The sequence below is a fragment of the Variovorax sp. 01N429 genome, assembly GCF_056399425.1.
Genome location: NZ_JBFTRG010000004.1, coordinates 371,942 through 388,998 on the forward strand (window position 1 = coordinate 371,942; position 17,057 = coordinate 388,998).

General features: G+C 68.4%; 17 protein-coding genes. 7 read left to right on the forward strand and 10 right to left on the reverse strand.

What is annotated here, in order from left to right; translation table 11 throughout:
* Positions 1-11 precede the first annotated feature (11 nt).
* From AC1DSF_RS10060 to AC1DSF_RS10085, 6 genes are read left to right on the forward strand one after another with little or no spacing between them, the layout of a single operon-like run.
* Positions 12-941, forward strand: coding sequence for an SMP-30/gluconolactonase/LRE family protein (locus AC1DSF_RS10060; protein ID WP_478143852.1), 930 nt, complete (start codon positions 12-14; stop codon positions 939-941).
* Positions 931-2,139, forward strand: coding sequence for an acyl-CoA dehydrogenase family protein (locus tag AC1DSF_RS10065; protein ID WP_478182769.1), 1,209 nt, complete (start codon positions 931-933; stop codon positions 2,137-2,139). Before AC1DSF_RS10060 ends, AC1DSF_RS10065 begins: the two co-directional genes overlap by 11 nt.
* 14 nt (positions 2,140-2,153) lie before the next feature.
* Positions 2,154-3,203, forward strand: coding sequence for a DUF7064 domain-containing protein (locus AC1DSF_RS10070; protein WP_478124601.1), 1,050 nt, complete (start codon positions 2,154-2,156; stop codon positions 3,201-3,203).
* A complete protein-coding gene (locus tag AC1DSF_RS10075) occupies positions 3,200-4,402 on the forward strand; it encodes a CaiB/BaiF CoA transferase family protein (RefSeq protein ID WP_478124602.1) in 1,203 nt (400 codons plus the stop codon). Before AC1DSF_RS10070 ends, AC1DSF_RS10075 begins: the two co-directional genes overlap by 4 nt.
* A complete protein-coding gene (locus tag AC1DSF_RS10080; protein ID WP_478124603.1) occupies positions 4,399-5,172 on the forward strand; it encodes an enoyl-CoA hydratase-related protein in 774 nt (257 codons plus the stop codon). The genes AC1DSF_RS10075 and AC1DSF_RS10080 overlap by 4 nt, the downstream gene beginning before the upstream one ends.
* Before the next feature lie 13 nt (positions 5,173-5,185).
* A complete protein-coding gene (locus tag AC1DSF_RS10085; RefSeq protein ID WP_478124604.1) occupies positions 5,186-6,115 on the forward strand; it encodes an SMP-30/gluconolactonase/LRE family protein in 930 nt (309 codons plus the stop codon).
* Here AC1DSF_RS10085 and AC1DSF_RS10090 read toward each other — a convergent pair.
* From AC1DSF_RS10090 to AC1DSF_RS10130, 9 genes are read right to left on the reverse strand one after another with little or no spacing between them, the layout of a single operon-like run.
* Positions 6,102-7,085 (reverse strand): Bug family tripartite tricarboxylate transporter substrate binding protein, encoded by a 984-nt coding sequence (locus tag AC1DSF_RS10090; RefSeq protein ID WP_478182770.1) that lies wholly within the window; start codon positions 7,083-7,085, stop codon positions 6,102-6,104. The genes AC1DSF_RS10085 and AC1DSF_RS10090 overlap by 14 nt on opposite strands.
* Before the next feature lie 20 nt (positions 7,086-7,105).
* A complete protein-coding gene (locus tag AC1DSF_RS10095; protein ID WP_478124606.1) occupies positions 7,106-7,471 on the reverse strand; it encodes a DUF6285 domain-containing protein in 366 nt (121 codons plus the stop codon).
* A gap of 12 nt (positions 7,472-7,483) precedes the next feature.
* Entirely contained in the window at positions 7,484-8,494 is a 1,011-nt protein-coding gene (locus AC1DSF_RS10100; protein WP_478124607.1) for a phosphotransferase family protein, read from the reverse strand.
* Positions 8,491-9,465: an NAD(P)H-dependent flavin oxidoreductase gene (locus tag AC1DSF_RS10105; protein WP_478124608.1), complete on the reverse strand. Its 975-nt coding sequence runs from the start codon at positions 9,463-9,465 to the stop codon at positions 8,491-8,493. The genes AC1DSF_RS10100 and AC1DSF_RS10105 overlap by 4 nt, the downstream gene beginning before the upstream one ends.
* 7 nt (positions 9,466-9,472) lie before the next feature.
* A complete protein-coding gene (locus AC1DSF_RS10110) occupies positions 9,473-10,456 on the reverse strand; it encodes a tripartite tricarboxylate transporter substrate binding protein (protein ID WP_478124609.1) in 984 nt (327 codons plus the stop codon).
* Positions 10,457-10,484: 28 nt separating this feature from the next.
* Positions 10,485-11,363, reverse strand: coding sequence for a crotonase/enoyl-CoA hydratase family protein (locus AC1DSF_RS10115; protein WP_478124610.1), 879 nt, complete (start codon positions 11,361-11,363; stop codon positions 10,485-10,487).
* Positions 11,364-11,373: 10 nt separating this feature from the next.
* A complete protein-coding gene (locus AC1DSF_RS10120; protein WP_478124611.1) occupies positions 11,374-12,906 on the reverse strand; it encodes an acyl-CoA synthetase in 1,533 nt (510 codons plus the stop codon).
* A gap of 10 nt (positions 12,907-12,916) precedes the next feature.
* Positions 12,917-14,053, reverse strand: a complete 1,137-nt coding sequence (locus tag AC1DSF_RS10125; RefSeq protein WP_478182771.1) for an acyl-CoA dehydrogenase family protein — start codon at positions 14,051-14,053, stop codon at positions 12,917-12,919.
* Positions 14,054-14,062: 9 nt separating this feature from the next.
* On the reverse strand, positions 14,063-15,223 hold the full coding sequence (locus AC1DSF_RS10130; RefSeq protein WP_478124613.1) for an acyl-CoA dehydrogenase family protein: 1,161 nt from the start codon (positions 15,221-15,223) through the stop codon (positions 14,063-14,065).
* 65 nt (positions 15,224-15,288) lie between these two features.
* Between AC1DSF_RS10130 and AC1DSF_RS10135 the strand changes: the two genes are divergently transcribed.
* Complete coding sequence (locus tag AC1DSF_RS10135; protein WP_478124614.1) at positions 15,289-16,035, forward strand: FadR/GntR family transcriptional regulator; 747 nt, start codon at positions 15,289-15,291, stop codon at positions 16,033-16,035.
* Between the two features lie 6 nt (positions 16,036-16,041).
* Here the strand turns inward: AC1DSF_RS10135 and AC1DSF_RS10140 are convergent, their stop codons facing one another.
* Positions 16,042-17,025, reverse strand: coding sequence for an NADPH:quinone oxidoreductase family protein (locus tag AC1DSF_RS10140; RefSeq protein WP_478182772.1), 984 nt, complete (start codon positions 17,023-17,025; stop codon positions 16,042-16,044).
* Positions 17,026-17,057 lie beyond the last annotated feature (32 nt).

A 17,057-nucleotide genomic window follows, 5' to 3' on the forward strand; every position in this document is an offset into this window, starting at 1 on the left:
AGGAATCGAAGATGAAGATCGTTGCAGAGAACCTGGACTTCCCCGAGGGCCCCGTGGTGCTCGCGGATGGCTCGCTCCTGGTGGTGGAGATCCAGGCGGGGCGCCTGACACGCGTGTTCGCCGACGGCCGCCGAGAAGTGGTGGCGAAGACTGGCGGCGGCCCGAACGGCGCAGCCATCGGCCCGGACGGCGCCTGCTACGTGTGCGACGGCGGCGGCTTCGAATGGCATCGCCATGCGGATGGGACGCAGACGCCTGGCTTGCAGCCATCCGAGTATGCCGGCGGCCGCATCCAGCGCGTGGACCTGCGCACCGGCCGGGTCGAGGTCCTTTACACCCACAGCGACAAGGCGCCGCTCAAGGGCCCCAACGACCTCGTCTTCGGCGCCGACGGCGGCTTCTGGTTCAGCGATCTGGGCAAGCGCCGCCAGCGCGACATGGACCATGGCGCGATCTGCTGGGCGCGGCCCGACGGCAGCGAATGCCGGGAGGTCATCTTTCCCATGAACACGCCCAATGGCGTGGGCCTGTCGCCGGACGGCAAGCGGCTGTACGTGGCCGAGACTGCGCCTGGGCGGCTGTGGGCCTTCGACGTGATCGGCCCGGGGCGCATCGCGCGCGCGCCGGACTCGCTGGCACCGCACGGCGGCACGCTGGTCGCGGGCCTGCCGGGCTACCAGCTCTTCGACTCGCTGGCGATGGAGGAGGACGGTCGCATCTGCGTGGCCACGCTCTTCAACGGCGGCATCACCGTCATCGCGCCCGATGGCAGCGCGGTCGAGCATGTGCCGCTGCCGGACCGCTTCACCACCAACCTCTGCTTCGGCGGGGGCGACATGAAGACCGCGTACGTCACGCTGTCCTCCACCGGCCGGCTTGCCGCCCTCGACTGGCCGCGTCCCGGACTGCGGCCCCACTTCTTCACACGCGATGGACTTTGAACACAGCCCCCGTACCGTCGAGCTGCGCGAGCGGCTTTCCGCCTTCATGGATGCGCACGTCTACCCGGCCGAGCGCATCGTGCACGAGCAGTCGCAGGCGCAGCCCTCGGGGCATGCCCAGGTGCCGCCCGTCATCGAGGAACTGAAAGCCAAAGCGAAGTCGCAGGGCCTGTGGAACCTGTTCCTGCCGGACAGCGAGCATGGCGCCGGCCTGAACAACCAGGACTACGCACCGCTGGCCGAACTGATGGGGCGCTCCCCGATCGGGCCCGAAGTGTTCAACTGTTCGGCGCCGGACAGCGGCAACATGGAGATCCTGGCGCGCTACGGCACCGAGGCGCAGAAGGCGCGCTGGCTTGCGCCGCTGCTGGAGGGCCGCATCCGTTCCTGCTTCTCGATGACCGAGCCCGCGGTCGCGTCCTCCGACGCCACCAATATCGAGGCCGAGATCCGGCGCGACGGCGATCACTACGTGGTCAACGGCCGCAAGTGGTGGACCTCCGGCATCGCCGATCCACGCTGCGAGCTCATCATCTTCATGGGCAAGACCAATGCGGCGAGCGAGGACAAGCATCGCCAGCAATCCATGCTGCTGATTCCGCGCGAGACGCCGGGCGTGCGCATCGTGCGCAACCTGCAGGTCTTCGGTTGGGACGATGCGCCGCACGGCCACTCCGAAGTGGTGTACGACAACGTGCGCGTGCCGCTGGAGAACATCCTTCTGGGCGAAGACCGCGGCTTCGAGATCGCGCAGGGCCGGCTCGGCCCCGGGCGCATCCACCACTGCATGCGCCTGGTGGGCCGCGCCGAGCGTTGCCTGGAGTTGATGTGCGCGCGCTCGAAGGAGCGCGTCGCTTTCGGTCGGCCAATCGCGAACCAGACCGTGACCATGGAACGCATCGCACAGGCGCGCGTGCTGATCGACCAGACCCGCCTGCTGACCCTGCATGCCGCCTGGAAGATGGACACGGTGAGCATCAAGGGCGCACGCAAGGAGATCGCGATGATCAAGGTCGCGGCGCCTTCCATGGCCTGCCAGGTGATCGACTGGGCCATCCAGGCCCATGGCGCGGCAGGCCTGTCGCAGGACTTCATCCTCGCGCGCTCCTATGCGCAGGCGCGCGGCCTGCGCATTGCCGACGGCCCCGACGAAGTGCATCGCAACCAGATCGCCCGCCTCGAGCTGGCGAACCATTGAAAGGATTCCCCGTCATGTACATGCCGCCCGACACCCGACTCAAGCTGGACCCACGCGACGAATACACCCACCCGCCCGAGCCGGTGGGCAATTACAACGAGAGCATGTATTTCAATGCCTTCGATTCCGGGAGCCGCATCGGCGCATGGGTTCGCGTCGGCAACCGGCCCAACGAGGGCCATGCGGAGATGACCTGCTGCGTGTACCTGCCTGACGGCCGCGTGGGCTTCATGTTCGGCCGCCCCGCCATCACCGGCAATGAGCGGATGGCCGCGGCCGGTATGGCGTTCGAGGTGATCGAGCCTTTCAAGCGGCATGGCGTGCGCTACGAGGGTGACTTGCTTTTGATGGACGATCCGCTGGCCATGATGGACCCGAGCGCGGCCTTCAAGCGCTACCCGAAGCGGCCGGCCTCGATCGCGCTGGACTTCGAGGGCGTGTCGCCGATGCATGGTGGCGAGATCGTCGACCTGCAGGGCCGGCCCATCGAACTCGATCCCGAGCACGCGGTGTATCGCGGGCATACCGAGCAGAACATGGCGGTCAACGGACACATCACCGTGGATGGCGTGAAGCATGATCTCGTGGGCGGGACCGGCTATCGCGACAAGTCCTGGGGGCCTCGGCACTGGCACAGCTTCTTTTGGTACAAGTGGCTGCCCGTCACCTTCTCGCGTGACTTCGGGATCCTGCTGTCGATCAAGGGACGCCCGGAGGGGGGCCCCAACCGCGTCAGTGGCAATGTGCTTCGCGATGGCGTGCACGAGCCGGTGATCGACGGCCGCATCGAGACCGAGTACGACGCGGAGTGGATTCCGCAGGGGCTCACTGCGTGGGTGACGACCGAGCGCCAGACCTATGTGATGAAGGGGCGCATCCTGACCACCGTGCCGCTGCGGCACCGGCGCGTGGGGGCCAACGACTTCAAGACCTACACGCGGATCACGGAAAGCATGACGGAGTTCACCTGCGAAGGGCGGACCGTGCTGGGGATGACGGAGTACTGCGACCTGATGAACGACGGCGTGCCGATCTCGGAGCGGCCGGCGGGCACCGCGCAATGAGCGTGTTCAACGGCCTCCGGGTCCTCGACGTCGCCAGCTACATCGCCGGGCCGGGGGCGGCGACGATCCTCGCGGACTTCGGCGCTGACGTGATCAAGATCGAGGTGCCCGAAGGCGATGGCTTTCGCAAGACGGTCCTCAATCCCAACCTTGCTTATTCCGATCACAACTATCTCTGGATGCAGGGCGCACGTAGCCGGAGAGGCATCGCGCTGGATCTCAAGAAATCGGAGGGCCAGGCGGTTCTGCACCGCCTCGTGTGCGAGGCTGATGTGCTGATCACCAACTACCCGCTGCCGGTGCGCGCCCGTCTGGGTCTTGCCTGGGAGACGATGCGCCAACTCAATCCGCGCCTGGTGTATGCATCGCTCACGGGCTACGGGGAAACCGGCCCCGAGTCCGGCAAGCCCGGCTTCGACGCCACCACCTACTGGGCGCGCAGCGGGCTGGCCGACCTGACCCGTCCCGACCCTGAAGGCCCGCCCGCCAACCCCGCCAACGGCCTGGGCGATCAGCCCACCGCGGTCACGCTGTTCGCGGCCATCGTTACCGGCCTGTACGCCCGCGAGCGCACGGGCAGGGGCGGCATGGTGAGCACTTCGCTGCTGGCGAATGGGGCCTGGGCCAACGCGATGGCGATCCAGGGCATGCTGGTCGGTGGACGGTTGGTGTACCGACAGCCGCGCAGCCAGCCGCGCAACGCGCTCACCAACTTCTATCGCTGCCGCGACGGGCGTTGGTTCATCCTCAGCCTCGTCACGGAGGAACGCGACTGGGAGGCCTTCTTGCGCGCGATCGAGCGCCCCGCGCTCGCGCAGGATCCGCGCTTCGCCGCAATGCCAGCGCGACGCGAGAACGCACCGGCGCTCGCTGCGCTGCTGGACGAGGTCTTGGGGGAGCGGGACAGCGCCGACTGGACGGACCGCTTCGGCGCCGAAGGCCTCACGGTCGGCGCGGTCGCGCGCAGCGCAGATGTGCTGGACGACGAGCAGATGCGCCTGTGCGGCGCGCTGGTGCCGGGCCAAGGCATCCCGGGCACCGGCCTGACGGTCAGCAGCCCCTTCCAGGTGGCAGGCGCGGACAAGACCTTTCCGCGCCATGCGCCCCGTATCGGCGAACACACCGATGAGGTGCTGCGCGAAGCCGGCTACGCGGAGGAAGAGATCGCTCGCCTGCGCGCGGGTGGAGCTGTGAAATGAGCGTCGTGCTGCGCGAGGACCAGGACGGCCTCGCGATCGTCACGATCAACCGGCCTCAGGCGCGCAACGCGATCAATGCGGAGGCCGCGCTGGCGCTTGCCGGAATCGTTGCCGCGGTCGAACGCGATCCGGCCGTGCACGTCGCGATCCTGACCGGCGCCGGTGAAATAGCCTTCTGTGCTGGCGCCGATCTCAAGGAACTCGCGAGCGGTTCCGCGCCCGGCGGGCGCTCCACGTCCGAAGGCGGCTTCGCTGGCTTCGTGCATGCCCCGCGCGAGAAGCTGTGGATTGCGGCAGTGAACGGCGCGGCGGTTGCCGGCGGCTTCGAGCTCGTGTTGGCCTGCGACTTCGCTATCGCGTCGTCCAACGCACTGTTCGCCCTGCCCGAGGTGAAGCGCGGCCTCGCCGCCACCGCAGGCGGTGTGTGGCGGCTGCCGCGCAGCATCCCTCGCGGCGCGGCACTGGAGATGATCGCCACCGGCGAATCGATCGATGCCGCTGAGGCGCTGCGTCTCGGCCTGGTCAACCGTGTGGTCGCGCCCGAACGCCTGCTGCCCGAAGCGATGCATGTCGCGGCGCTGGCGGCGGCCAATGCGCCGCTGGCCCTGCGCGCCAGCCTGGCGCTCGCGCGTCGCGCCCTCGACCTGCACGATGAAGTGCTGCGTGCCGAGGCCGATGCGGCAGGGCGCCGCGTCATGGCGAGCGCCGATGCGCGCGAAGGCCCGCGTGCATTCGCCGAGCACCGACCACCGCGCTGGACCGGCGCATGAAGGAGCAAAGAGGATGGATGAAGACCTGAAGATCCTGGCCAGCGGCCTGCAATTTCCCGAGGGGCCGGTGGCACTCGAGGATGGCTCTGTCCTGTTCGTGGAAATCGCGGCCGGTCGCCTGAGCCGCCTTCGACCCGACGGCCGCGTGGAGACCGTGGCCACGCCCGGCGGCGGCCCCAATGGCGCGGCGATCGGGCCGGACGGCGCCTGCTATGTCTGCAACAACGGCGGCATGCAGTGGCACACCGATCCGAGCGGTGGTCGCTATCCGCACGGCCGTGCCGTCGACTACGACGGCGGGCGCATCGAGCGCATCGACCTCGCGAGCGGCCGGGTCGAGCGCCTGTACGAACGCACAGGTAGCGGACCGCTGCAAAGCCCCAACGACATCGTGTTCGACTCGCACGGCGGTTTCTGGTTTACCGATCTCGGGTCCATGGGCCACGATGCGCTCCATCGCGGCCGAATCTGCTATGCCCGGGCCGATGGCTCATCGATCCGCGAGGTGGTGTTCCCCATGCTCACGCCCAACGGCATCGGCCTGTCGCCGGACGGCCGGTGGCTGTACGTGGCCGAGACCGTCACCGCGCGTGTGTGGCGCTTCGCGATCAGCGGGCCGGGCGAACTGGCGCTGCATGGCTGGCCGGCGCTGACGCCGGGGGACATGCTGTTCGCCTCGCCCGTCTACTGCATGTTCGATTCGCTCGCGGTGGAGGCGGGCGGCAACGTCTGCGTCGCGACCATCGGCGCGCCGGGTATCGCGGGCATCACGGTGATCGACCCGACGGGCGCGCTGGTCGAGCGGGTGCCGATGCCCGACCGCTCGACGACCAACATCTGCTTCGGCGGCAACGACGGGCGCGACGCGTACATCACGCTGTCGCGCTCGGGGCGGCTCGCTGCCACGCGTTGGCCTCGCGAGGGTCTTCTCACTCCATCGTGATGCCGGTGGCCTTGATGGCGTCGGTCCAGCGCGTGGTCTCTTCCTGCACGAAGCGCCGGGCCGCGTCGGGGTTGCCGCCCTCAGGCTGGAAGCCGTAGGCGAAGATGCGCGCCGATACGTCGGGCGTCTGCACGATCCGCGTGATCTCGGACGACAGGCGCTCGACGATGGGTTTGGGCGTGCCCGAAGGCATGGCCATCACCGACCAGCCCGACAGGCTCACCGCGGGATAGCCCAGCTCGCTGAAGGTAGGCACGTCCGGAAAGTCCTTCAGCCGGTTGGGCAGCGCGACGGCCAGCAGCTTCATGCGTCCCGCCTGGGCCTGAGCGGCCAGGGTGCCGGCCGCGCCGATCACGACGGCGATCTGGCCGCCCAGCGCAGCCTGCACCGCGGGCGCCTCGCCCTTGAAGGGGACATGGACCATGCTGATGCCGGCTTGCTGCGCGAACATGCTGCCGAGGATGTTGGCCGAACTGCCCGGGCCGCTGGTGCCGTAGTCCACGCCTTCCTTGCGGTTGCGCGCCCACGCGATGAACTCGCGCAGGTTGCTGGCGGGCACATGCTTGGCCACGGCGAAGCTGTTGGGCAGCATCGCCACCAGCGACACCGGCGTCAGTTCCTGAAGCGTGTAGCCTGGTAACTTCACCATCAGGCTGGTGAGCACCAGGCTGCTGAGCGACAGCACCATCGTGTAGCCGTCCGCCGGCGCCTTCGCGACCACGCCATAGGCAATGGCCCCGTTGGCGCCGGCACGGTTGTCCACCACCACCGGCTGCCCGAGGGAAGCCGCGAGGCGCTCTGCGATCAGGCGCGCGGTGCCGTCCAGCGCGCCACCCGGCGGCGTGGGGATGACGATGCGCAGCGGCCTGTCGGGCCAGCGGGCCGCGTCCTGCGCGGCGGCGGTGCCGGTGAATGCGAGCGAGGCGGCGGCAAGGGCGCAAAGGGCCTGACGTCGGGTGCCGTGTTGCATGCTGTGTCTCCGTGGGTTCTTCAGGCGCGCTCGCCGGTCCAGGCGGGGTTGTCGATGGCCAGCGCCTCGCGCAGGCTTTCGCGGAGGTGCCGTACCAGTGCCTCATCGTCGAGATCTACGGAGGCGGCTTCGATACGCCGCGCCAACTCCATGCGCAGCGCCGCCAGGTCCTCCGATCCCGTGTCGAGCAGCGCCTGCAGTCGCGCGTGCTCGGCAGCGTCGGCCGCATCGCCCAGCGCGAGTTCGCGCGTCAAGAGGCGCAGCACGTTGACGATGACGCGTGTGCGAAAGCGCGGGAAGCCGGCCAGTGCCGGCAGCACGTCGCGCTCCAGATCGTCGGCGGCGGCCTGCAGCAGTGTCGCGGCGGGTGGAACGAAGGCGGGCATGGGTCGTTCTCCTCAATCCTTGGCAGTGGCGAGCGTCATGAAGTCCCACAGCGGCTCTTCCAGCCGGCGTCCGATGGCGGCGAGCTCGCTGCTCGCCGGGCCTCCATCCATGCCGCGCGCGAGGCCGCGCCGCACGCACGAGATGGCCCACTTGAGGTTGGACATCGCTTCCCAGAACCGCACGCGCTGCGGATCGACCGACCTGCCCGAAGCGCGCTCGTAGGCCGTGTACAGGTCCTCGCGCGACCCGAAGCCGCCCACCTCGCCCTTTCCGCCGAAGCGCCAACTGCGCATGCAGAGCACGCCCAGGTCGTGCATCGGATCACCGATCCGCGCGATCTCCCAGTCCAGCACGCAGCGCACGCCTTCGCCCGGGTCGACGATCAGGTTGCCGGTGCGGAAGTCGGCGTGCACCACGCAGGCCATGTCGTCCGGCGGGAGACGTTCGCCGACCCAGCGCAGCGCATACGAAAGCGCGGGATGCGCGAAGGCATGCTCCTTGAGCAGACCTCCGTAGATCGCGAGCTCGTCGGCGGGGCTGAGTCGCGAGAGGAAGGGGAGTCTGCCCGTGGGCATGCGGTGGATGCCCGCGAGGATCTCGCCGCACTGTACCGCGAGGCGCGGGCGCACCGCATCGAAAGCGGCATCGGCTACGACGCGCTTGCCGAGCGCTTCGCCGTCGATGCGCTCGGTGATGTAGCCGCCGCCCAGTCCATCCGCGGGTGCGAGCACATGCACCACGCGTGGTGCCGCGACGTCCGTTTCGCGCGCGACGATCATCAACGCAGCGTCTTCTTCGCCCGTGAGCTTCGGCGGTCGGCGCGCGGAGGCTTCCGCATCGGGCGCGCGCGGCGGGGTCTGCTGCAGGATCAGCGGATGGCGGCCCTCGTCATCGACCCAGTCGAAGGACCAGGTCGTCTTGGTCGCGCCGCCGGTGAGCCGAGCCAGTGCCTGCACCTCGCCATGGCGGCCGTTGCGCGCGAGCAGTGCCGCCAACGCGTCGCGCGTCTGCTCGGCATTCATGCGCCCGCCAGCGCCGCTGCGGCCGAGAGCCGCGCGCGGCACTGCGCGACCATGCGTTCGATCAGCTCGCCGCAGGAGGGAATGTCGTCGATCAACCCGGCCACCATGCCCGCCCAGATCACGCCGTTCGTGATGTCGCCGCTCTCCAGCGCTGCCCGCCCGCGCTGCCCGTTGACCAGCGGTCGAATTACATCGAAGGCTGCGCCACCGGGCCGATGCTCGAGCTCGAGCACTTCCTCGGACACCGGATTGAGCAGCACGCGCGAGCTGTTGCGCAGGGTGCGCATGATCAGTCGCGTCTGGTTCTCGCGCGCATCGATCAGGGCCTGTTTCACGTTGTCGTGCACCGGCGCTTCGTGTGTGGCGACGAAGCGCGTGCCCATGTTCACGCCTTCGGCGCCGAGCGACAGGGCCGCCGCCATGCCGCGCCCGTCCGCGATGCCGCCGGAGGCGATCACCGGAACGCTGAGCGCCGATACCGCGGCCGGAATCAGCACGAGGCCGGGTACGTCCTCCTCGCCCGGATGGCCCGCGCATTCGAAGCCATCGATGCTCACGATGTGCACCCCGCGCTTCTCCGCGGCCAGCGCATGGCGCACGGAAGTGCACTTGTGCACGATCACGATGCCTGCATCCCTCAGCCGCTCGAACACGGCCGCCGGCACATTGCCGGCCGTCTCCACGATGCGAATGCCGTGCGTCACGATGACGTCGAAGATTTGCTCGTAGGGCGGCGGGTTCACTGTCGGCAGCATGGTGACGTTCACGCCGAAAGGCTTGTCAGTCATCGCGCGGCAACGCTCGATCTCGCGGCCCAGATCCTCGGGCGTGGACTGGGTGAGCGCGCCCAGCGTGCCAAGTCCGCCCGCGTTGGAGACGGCCGCGGCCAGCTCGGCGCGGCCGACCCACTGCATGCCGCCCTGGATGATCGGGTAGCGGATGCCCAGCAGTTCAGTGATGCGGTTCTTCATGGTCGCTTCAGTCCAGCCGGATGTCGTTTTCGCGCGCGATCTTGGTCCAGCGCTTCAGGTCTTCCTGCAGAAACTGCGCGAACTCCGTGTTGGTGTTCGCCACGGGCTCGTAGCCGAGCTGATAGATCTTTGCCTGCACATCGGGCATTGCCGTGATTCGGCGGATCTCCTGCACGTACTTCTCCACGATCGGCGCCGGCGTGCCGGCGGGCAGGAACATGGCGCCCCAGCCGGGCAGGTTGATGTCCGGATAGCCGAGTTCGGCGAAGGTGGGGAGGTCCGGAAAGGTCTTCAAGCGATTCGGCGAGGCCACCGCGATCAGCTTGACCTTGCCGGAGGCGATCTGGTTGGCGTAGAACCCGACCGAACCATAGGCCAGCGCGATCTCTCCGCTGGCCACGTCGACGAAGGAGGCGGCCTCGCCCTTGTACGCGGCATGCTTGATGCGGATGCCCGCCGCCTTGTTGAGGCCCTCGCCGATCAGGTGCGCGCCGGAGCCCACGCCGTAGCTGCCGAAGGTGTACTTCTCCGGATCCTGCTTCGCGAGCCGGACGACGCTCGGAAGGTCGTTGGCCGGCAGCGCCGCATTGGCCGCGAGCGCGATGGGGAAGCTCGCCACCAGCGACACGGGCGCCAGGTCGCTCATCTTGTACTGCGGGTTGGACTGCAGCACCAGGTTCTGGATGAAGCCACTGATGGTGAAGAGCGCGGTATAGCCGTCAGCCGGCGACTTGGCGACGTACGAGGTCGCGAGGATGGTGTTGGCCCCAGGCCTGGGTTCGACAATGACCTGCTGGCCCCAGGCCTCGGTGAGCTTGGCCGCATACAAGCGCGCCAGCGCATCCATGTTGCCGCCGGGCGCCGTGGGAATCACGATGCGAATCGGCTTGGTCGGGAAGGGCACGTTCTGCGCCGCTGCGGGAATGACCGCGCCAAGCGCCAGGGCGGCGGCAAGGATCGCGCGACGCGCGCGCGTGAAATGCTTAGGCATGCTTGTCTCCTTGTGGGTCCAAAAAATTTCACCAGCTCGGCCGGGCGATACCGTCGCCGAAAGGCTCGTCGCGCTTGTGCACCGCGGCCTTGAAGCCGAGCGCGGCGACGTCGGCATCGAACTCCTTTTTCGCGCGCGAGAGGTGGGCACGCGCATCCATCTCGGCAGCCAGACGTGGCAAGGTGCCGGCGCCCGCCAGTTCCAGCGCGAGGTTGACGATGCGCTTGTTGGTCGCCAGCAAATCAGGGTCGACGCTCGCGAGGCGGTGCGCCAGGGTCGACACTTCTTCCTCCAGCCGCGCGGCGGGAACACTCGCTACCACCAGGCCGATGCGTGCCGCGTCGGCGCCGCTCACCACGTCGCCGCTCAGCAGCAGTCGTTTGGCCCACTGCGGGCCGACGTTGTAGAACCACATGTGGTTGGGCGGCGAGCCCATGGCGCGAGTGGCGGGGAAGCCGATGCGTGCCTCGTCGGCCGCGATCACCATGTCGCAGTAGAGCGCCAGGTCGGTGCCGCCGGCTACGCAATGGCCGTGCACCTTGGCGATCACCGGCTTGTGCACCACGAAGGCGGTGCGCAGCAGCTCCTGGAATCGCTCCAGCTTCCACGCATCGTCGTCGAAGGAACCGCTGCCGCTGCGATAGTCGAGTGCGGCCTCGCCTTCGGCGGCGTAGCGGGCATAGGCCGACTTCATGTCGTAGCCTGCGCAGAAGTCGGGTCCCGCGCCTTCGAGCACGATCACGCTCACGGCGCGCAGGTCGTCCGCTTCGAGCAGCGCGGCGCGCAGCTCGGAAAGCAGTTCCCACGAGAGCGCATTGCGCCGGTCTGGCCGGTTGAGGGTGATGCGTGCGACGCGCTCGCGCACGTCGAACACAAGGTGCTCGCTCGATTGCAGCCACTTGCCCATCGCCCCGCCCTCAGATCCTGCGCCCGGCGTTCTGCCAGAACGGATCGCGCAGACGGCGCTTGAAGATCTTGCCGCTGTCCTCGCGTGGCAGCGAATCGTGGAAGTCGATCCGCTTGGGCACCTTGAACTTGGCGAGACGCTCGAGCAGGTAGGCCCGGATGTCTTCCGCCGTGACCTGCGCATCGGGCATCCGCTCGACCGCGGCGGCGAGCGATTCGCCGAAGTCTTCGTCGGGGATGCCGAACACGGCGCAGTCCTTCACGCCGGGGCACTGAGTCAGCGCCATCTCGATCTCGGCCGGGTAGATGTTGGTGCCGCCGAAGATCACCATGTCCGAGCGTCGGTCGCACAGGTACAGGCGCCCCGCCTTCATGTAGCCCACGTCGCCCAGGCTGATGAGGCCGTCGCGCTCCACGCTCTTGCGCTTCTCCTCGTGGTTGAGGTAGGTGAAATCGGCATAGGCGGGCACACGTGCAAAGATCTCGCCGGTTTCGCCCTCGGGCAAGCGGCGCCCGGCCTCGTCGTAGAAGGCCATGCGCGTGCCGGGCGTTGGCACGCCCACGCAACCGGGATGCTCCAGCCAGTCCTGCGGCGTGGCGAGGGTGGCGGTGCCGACCTCGGTGCCGCCGTAGGTCTCGTAGACCACCGGGCCCCACCAGTCCATCAGCTCCTTCTTCACTTCGCGCGGGCAGGGCGCGCCGGTGTGCGTGACCCAGCGCAACGAACGGACGTCGTGGCGGCCGCGCACCTCGGGCGGCAGCTTGAGCATGCGCACGAACATCGTGGGCACCATCACCGCGTTGTCGATGCGGTGCTTCTCGATCAGGGCCAGCGTCTCTTCCGGATCGAACTTGGACTGCAACACCAGCACGTCGGCCGTCATCAGCGCCTGGCGGCCATAGGCGTTGGGGGAGGCGTGGTAGAGCGGGCCGCTCACCAGCGCACGCACCCCGGGCTTGAGCCCGTAGACGCTGGCGAACAGCTCGACATAGGCCTTGCTCTCCTCGGGCGTGGCGGGCTGGCGCTTCACGCCCTTGGGATGGCCGGTCGTGCCTGACGTGTAGATCATCGTCGCGCGCGCGCGGCGGGGCGGTGCCTGCAGCGGCTCGAAACGCTCGGCCCATTCGCGCCACACCATGTCGCCGGGCGCGGGCCGAGCGAGTTCGGCCGAGACGCCGTAGCGCTGCTGGATCTCCGGCGGCGTCGGCACCACGAAGACGCGGATGTCCGCCGGCACGAGCGCGCGGATTGGCGCGAGCAGGTCGGCATGCGCGACCAGCACCTTGGGCTTCGCGTCTTCCAGCACATAGATCACTTCTTCCGTGCGGCCATGCCAGTTGAGAGGCACGCCATAGGCTCCGACCGCGGCGGCGGCCTGCTGCACTTCGAAGAAGGCGAAGTCGTTGCGCAGCAGCAGGGCGACGGTGTCGCCTTCGCGCACGCCGAGTTGCTCGAAGCCGGTGGCTGCCTGCTGCGCTACGCGCAGCACCTCGTCGCGCGTCACGCCGCGGCCGTCGAGGTAGATCATGGGTGTGATGCTCATGGATATGGTCTCAATGGAGGGCTGCCGCGAGGCGGGCGGCATGGGCGTCGGCGTCGCCGAACAATTGGTCGAGCACATGGATGCGACGCAGGTAGTGGCCGACCGCATATTCCTCGGTCATGCCGATCCCGCCGTGGAGCTGGATCGCACCGTGCGCCACGTGGCGCGCGTTGCGGCCGACGGAGAGTTTCGCGCGGTGCAGGTCGAGGGCGCTGCCCTCCGCGCCCGCATCGTCGGCCGCGACAGCGGCAGCCATGGCCATGCTGCGCGCCATCTCGAGGCTGACGAGCATCTCGGCCGCGCGGTGGCGCAGCGCCTGGTTCTCGCCGATCAGGCGGCCGAACTGCTTGCGCGTGCGCAGGTAGTCCATCGCCAGGTCGAAGGCCGCCTGCGCGGCCCCGCTCATGTCGGCGCAGACGGCAGCGATGCCGGCTGCCACCGCGCCCTCGATTGCACGCCGGGCGCGTGTCGTGTCGTCGGGATCGGCCAATGGTTGGGCTGCGGCCTGCTTCAGCACCAGCTCGCCCGCCATGGTGTCGTCGACCAGGCGGAACTCGCGCAGTGCGACGCCCGCGTCCTTCGCGTCCACCAGGAACAGCGCACAGCCGTTCGCGTCGGCCGGCGCACCGGCGATGCGCGCGCTCACGACGAAGTGCCGCGCCAGGCCGGCGGTCAGCACGTTCGATTTGATGCCGTCGAGCTTCCAGCCGCCGTCCCTGCGCTCGGCGCGTGTCTCCACCCACAGCGGCGCATGCCGGCTGCCGGACTCGTCGTGCGCCCACGCCAGCACGAGTTTGCCGCTGGCCAGGCCGGGCAGCAGTCGAGCCTGCATCACCTCGTCGGCGCCGAGTCGCAACGCGGTGCCTGCGAGCACGGCGCTGGCCAGGAAAGGTTCCACCGAGAGCGAGCGGCCGAAGGCCTGCATCACGGGCAGCAGGTCGCGCGCGCCGCCGCCGAAACCGCCGTGCGCCTCGGGCACCGGCAGGGCGGTCAGGCCCAGCTCGGCGAGGCCGGCCCAGGCCTTCGCGTCATGTGCCACGTCCGAGGCCGCGAGCGCGCGGCGCTTCTCGAAGTCATAGCGATCGGCCAGCAGGCGGGAAAGGCTTTCCGCGAGGGCCGACTGTTCCTCGTTCAGTTCGAAATTCATGGGGGTGTCCTATCCGACGATGGCTTTGGCCAGGATGTCCTTCTGTACTTCGGTCGTGCCGCCGTAGATGGATGCCGCGCGCGAATAGAAATAGCGTGGCGTGATCGGTCCATGCGCGACCTCGTCCGCGGAGCGGCGCTCCAGTCCGCCCGGGCCGGCGATGCGCGCGAGCAAGGCATTGATCTCCTGCTGCAGCTCGGTGCCCTTGAGCTTCAGCACCGAGGCGAAGGCGGGCAGGCGTTGCTGCTCGCTGTTCGTGAGCAGGAAGCGCCAGTTGGTGATCTCCAGGGCGCGTGTCTCGGCTTCCAGCGCGGCGATATCGGCGCGAAGCTTCGGATCGTCGAGCAACGGCCTGCCGGCCTGCGTGTGACATCCGGCGACCTCGCGTGCGTAGTCGAGCCGCTCTCGGCACAGGCCGACGTTGGCGATGCCGGTGCGCTCGTTCGACAACAGGAACTTCGCGCAGTCCCAGCCCTTGTTCTCCTGGCCGACCAGGTTGCCGACGGGCACGCGCACCTCGTCGAAAAAGACCTCGTTAAGGTGGTGCTCGCCGTCAATGGAACGGATCGGCCGGATCGTGATGCCGGGCGTGCGCAGGTCGATCAGCAGGAAGGAGATGCCTTCCTGCTTGCGAGCTTCCGGATCGGTGCGCACCAGTGCGAACACCCAGTCGGCGAGATGCGCCGTGGTGGTCCAGATCTTCTGGCCGTTGACGATGTAGTGGTCGCCCTCGCGGCGCGCTGCGGTGCGCAGCGACGCGAGATCGGAGCCGGAGCCCGGTTCCGAGAAGCCCTGGCAGAACCACAGGTCGAGGTTCGCCAGCCGCGGCAGGAAATGGTCGCACTGCGCAGGCGTGCCGAACTTCATCAGCACCGGGCCGAGCATGCCGACGTTGAACACCTGCGGCAGTGGGGCGGGCGCGCGGTAGGTCTCGTCCAGAAGGATCAAGCGTTCCATCGAGCCGAGATCGGCGCCGCCGTAGCGCTTGGGCCAGTGCGGCGCGGCCCAGCCGCGCTCGTTGAGGATGCGCTGCCAGATCACGGTGTCCTGCTTGCGCGGCGGGTGACCGGCGCGAAGGCGGTCACGGATCTCCGCAGGTAGTTTTTCGCGAATGAAGGTGCGCACCTCGTCGCGGAAGGCACGCTGTTCGGGGGTGAGGTCCAGGTCCATGGCGAATCATCTTATGGTTCAACCAATGAATATGCAATACTTCAGAACCCTCAAAAGGATCTTTCATGACAAACGAATCGCTCTTTCAACCCGTGCGCACCCGCCGTGGCTTCGAGGCCGTGTGCGATCGCATTCGCGAACAGTTGATGAGCGGCGAGCTGAAGCCGGGCGACCAGTTGCCAGGCGAACGCGAACTGGCCGAGCGCTTCGGCATCGGTCGCGCGGCGGCACGCGATGCGCTGCGCAGCCTGGAGGTGTCGGGCATCGTGGAAGCGCGCAAGGGCATCCAGGGCGGCTTCTTCATCAAGAGCGGCGGCAGCGGCGGGCTCGCGCAGACGGTGCAGGACATGGTGTCGCTCGCGCAGGCCTCGCTGGAGAACGTGATGGAGGCGCGCACCGAGGTCATCTGCGTCGCGATCCGCCTCGCTTGTCCGCGCGCGACCAACGAGGAGTTCGATGCGATCCAGCGCGACATCGATCTGCACGCCGACCTGTTCCGCCTGGGGCGGGCCTCGCGCAACACGCAGTCGGTGATCGAGTTCTACCGGCTCATCGCGCAGGCCACGCACAACCCGTTGGTGCTGATGATGGTGGATGCCCTGTCGGAGGTGTACCGCGCGATGCTCGCGAGCGTGGACCCGCGGCCCAACAAGGACATCATGGTGGTGCGTCAGCGCGTGCTCGACCTGATGCGCAAGCGCAATGCGCAAGCGGCGTCGGACGCCATGGCGGAGCACCTGCGAACGGTGACGGAATACCTGATCAGCGAGCGCGACAAGAAGCACAATCGCCTCTCGAAGCGATCCACCTGATGGCCGTCAGCCAGTAACCAGCACCACCTTGCCGGTGGTGCCGCGCGAGGTGATGCTGCGCATCGCTTCGACGGCGCGTCGCAGCGGGTAGCTGTCCGAGACGAGTGGACGCACACGGCCCTGCTCATAGTGGGCCAGCACCTGTTGCAGGTTGGCGCGCGCCTCGGGCCAGCTACCGTCGCGCCATACGTCGTAGCGCACGCCCAGGATGTCGAAGCCCTTTACCAGCGGGTAGTTCACCTTGATCTCGGGGATGCGGCCGGAGGTAAAGCCGATCACGAGGTAGCGGCCGTCGAAGGCCATGCAGCGCACCGCTTCGTCGAAAGCATCGCCGCCCACAGGGTCGTAGGCCACGTCCACGCCGTGTCCGCCGGTGAGCGCCTTGACCTCCTCGCGCCAGCCGGGTTGCGTGTAGTCGATGGCGTGTTCAGCGCCGTGCTCGAGGCACAGGGCGCGCTTCTCGGGCGTGCTCGCCGCGGCGATCACGCGCGCGCCCATGGATTTGCCGAGCTGCACGGTGGCGAGGCCGACGCCCCCCGCTGCACCCAGCACCAGCAACCACTCGCCGGGCGTGAGCCGGCCGCGCTGCTTCAGCGCATAAAGCGTGGTGCCATAGACCACCGGCGTGGCAGCCGCCTCTTCGAAGCTCATGGCGGGGGGCAGGGCGAACACGCGCCCCGCATCCAGCACGATCTGCTCGGCGAAGCCGCCGCCGCGCGCGTCAGACACGCCCATCACCCGGTCGCCGGGGCTGACGGATCGCACCTCCGCGCCGACCGCCTCGACCACGCCGCCCGTTTCGCTGCCCGGTATCCAGGGCAGCGGCGGTTTGATCTGATGCAAGCCTTCGACCTTCAGCGAATCGGGGAAATTGACGCCCGCGGCATGCACGCGGACGCGCACTTCGTGCGGCAGCAGCGGGCGGGCGGGGATTTCGGCGTAGTCGAGCTGGTCGACGGAGCCGAAGTTGCGACAGACGATGGCTTTCATGATCGGCATTGTGATGCAAATGGTAGAACCAT

Bases quoted from the DNA above. Each gene is read 5' to 3' on its own strand.
- AC1DSF_RS10120 (WP_478124611.1), bottom strand. From the start codon at position 12,906: ATGAGCATCACACCCATGATCTACCTCGACGGCCGCGGCGTGACGCGC.
- AC1DSF_RS10130 (WP_478124613.1), bottom strand. From the start codon at position 15,223: ATGGACCTGGACCTCACCCCCGAACAGCGTGCCTTCCGCGACGAGGTG.
- AC1DSF_RS10060 (WP_478143852.1), top strand. From the start codon at position 12: ATGAAGATCGTTGCAGAGAACCTGGACTTCCCCGAGGGCCCCGTGGTG.
- AC1DSF_RS10140 (WP_478182772.1), bottom strand. From the start codon at position 17,025: ATGAAAGCCATCGTCTGTCGCAACTTCGGCTCCGTCGACCAGCTCGAC.
- AC1DSF_RS10095 (WP_478124606.1), bottom strand. From the start codon at position 7,471: ATGCCCGCCTTCGTTCCACCCGCCGCGACACTGCTGCAGGCCGCCGCC.
- AC1DSF_RS10085 (WP_478124604.1), top strand. From the start codon at position 5,186: ATGGATGAAGACCTGAAGATCCTGGCCAGCGGCCTGCAATTTCCCGAG.
- AC1DSF_RS10070 (WP_478124601.1), top strand. From the start codon at position 2,154: ATGTACATGCCGCCCGACACCCGACTCAAGCTGGACCCACGCGACGAA.
- AC1DSF_RS10110 (WP_478124609.1), bottom strand. From the start codon at position 10,456: ATGCCTAAGCATTTCACGCGCGCGCGTCGCGCGATCCTTGCCGCCGCC.
- AC1DSF_RS10080 (WP_478124603.1), top strand. From the start codon at position 4,399: ATGAGCGTCGTGCTGCGCGAGGACCAGGACGGCCTCGCGATCGTCACG.
- AC1DSF_RS10065 (WP_478182769.1), top strand. From the start codon at position 931: ATGGACTTTGAACACAGCCCCCGTACCGTCGAGCTGCGCGAGCGGCTT.
- AC1DSF_RS10075 (WP_478124602.1), top strand. From the start codon at position 3,200: ATGAGCGTGTTCAACGGCCTCCGGGTCCTCGACGTCGCCAGCTACATC.
- AC1DSF_RS10115 (WP_478124610.1), bottom strand. From the start codon at position 11,363: ATGGGCAAGTGGCTGCAATCGAGCGAGCACCTTGTGTTCGACGTGCGC.
- AC1DSF_RS10100 (WP_478124607.1), bottom strand. From the start codon at position 8,494: ATGAATGCCGAGCAGACGCGCGACGCGTTGGCGGCACTGCTCGCGCGC.
- AC1DSF_RS10135 (WP_478124614.1), top strand. From the start codon at position 15,289: ATGACAAACGAATCGCTCTTTCAACCCGTGCGCACCCGCCGTGGCTTC.
- AC1DSF_RS10090 (WP_478182770.1), bottom strand. From the start codon at position 7,085: ATGCAACACGGCACCCGACGTCAGGCCCTTTGCGCCCTTGCCGCCGCC.
- AC1DSF_RS10125 (WP_478182771.1), bottom strand. From the start codon at position 14,053: ATGAATTTCGAACTGAACGAGGAACAGTCGGCCCTCGCGGAAAGCCTT.
- AC1DSF_RS10105 (WP_478124608.1), bottom strand. From the start codon at position 9,465: ATGAAGAACCGCATCACTGAACTGCTGGGCATCCGCTACCCGATCATC.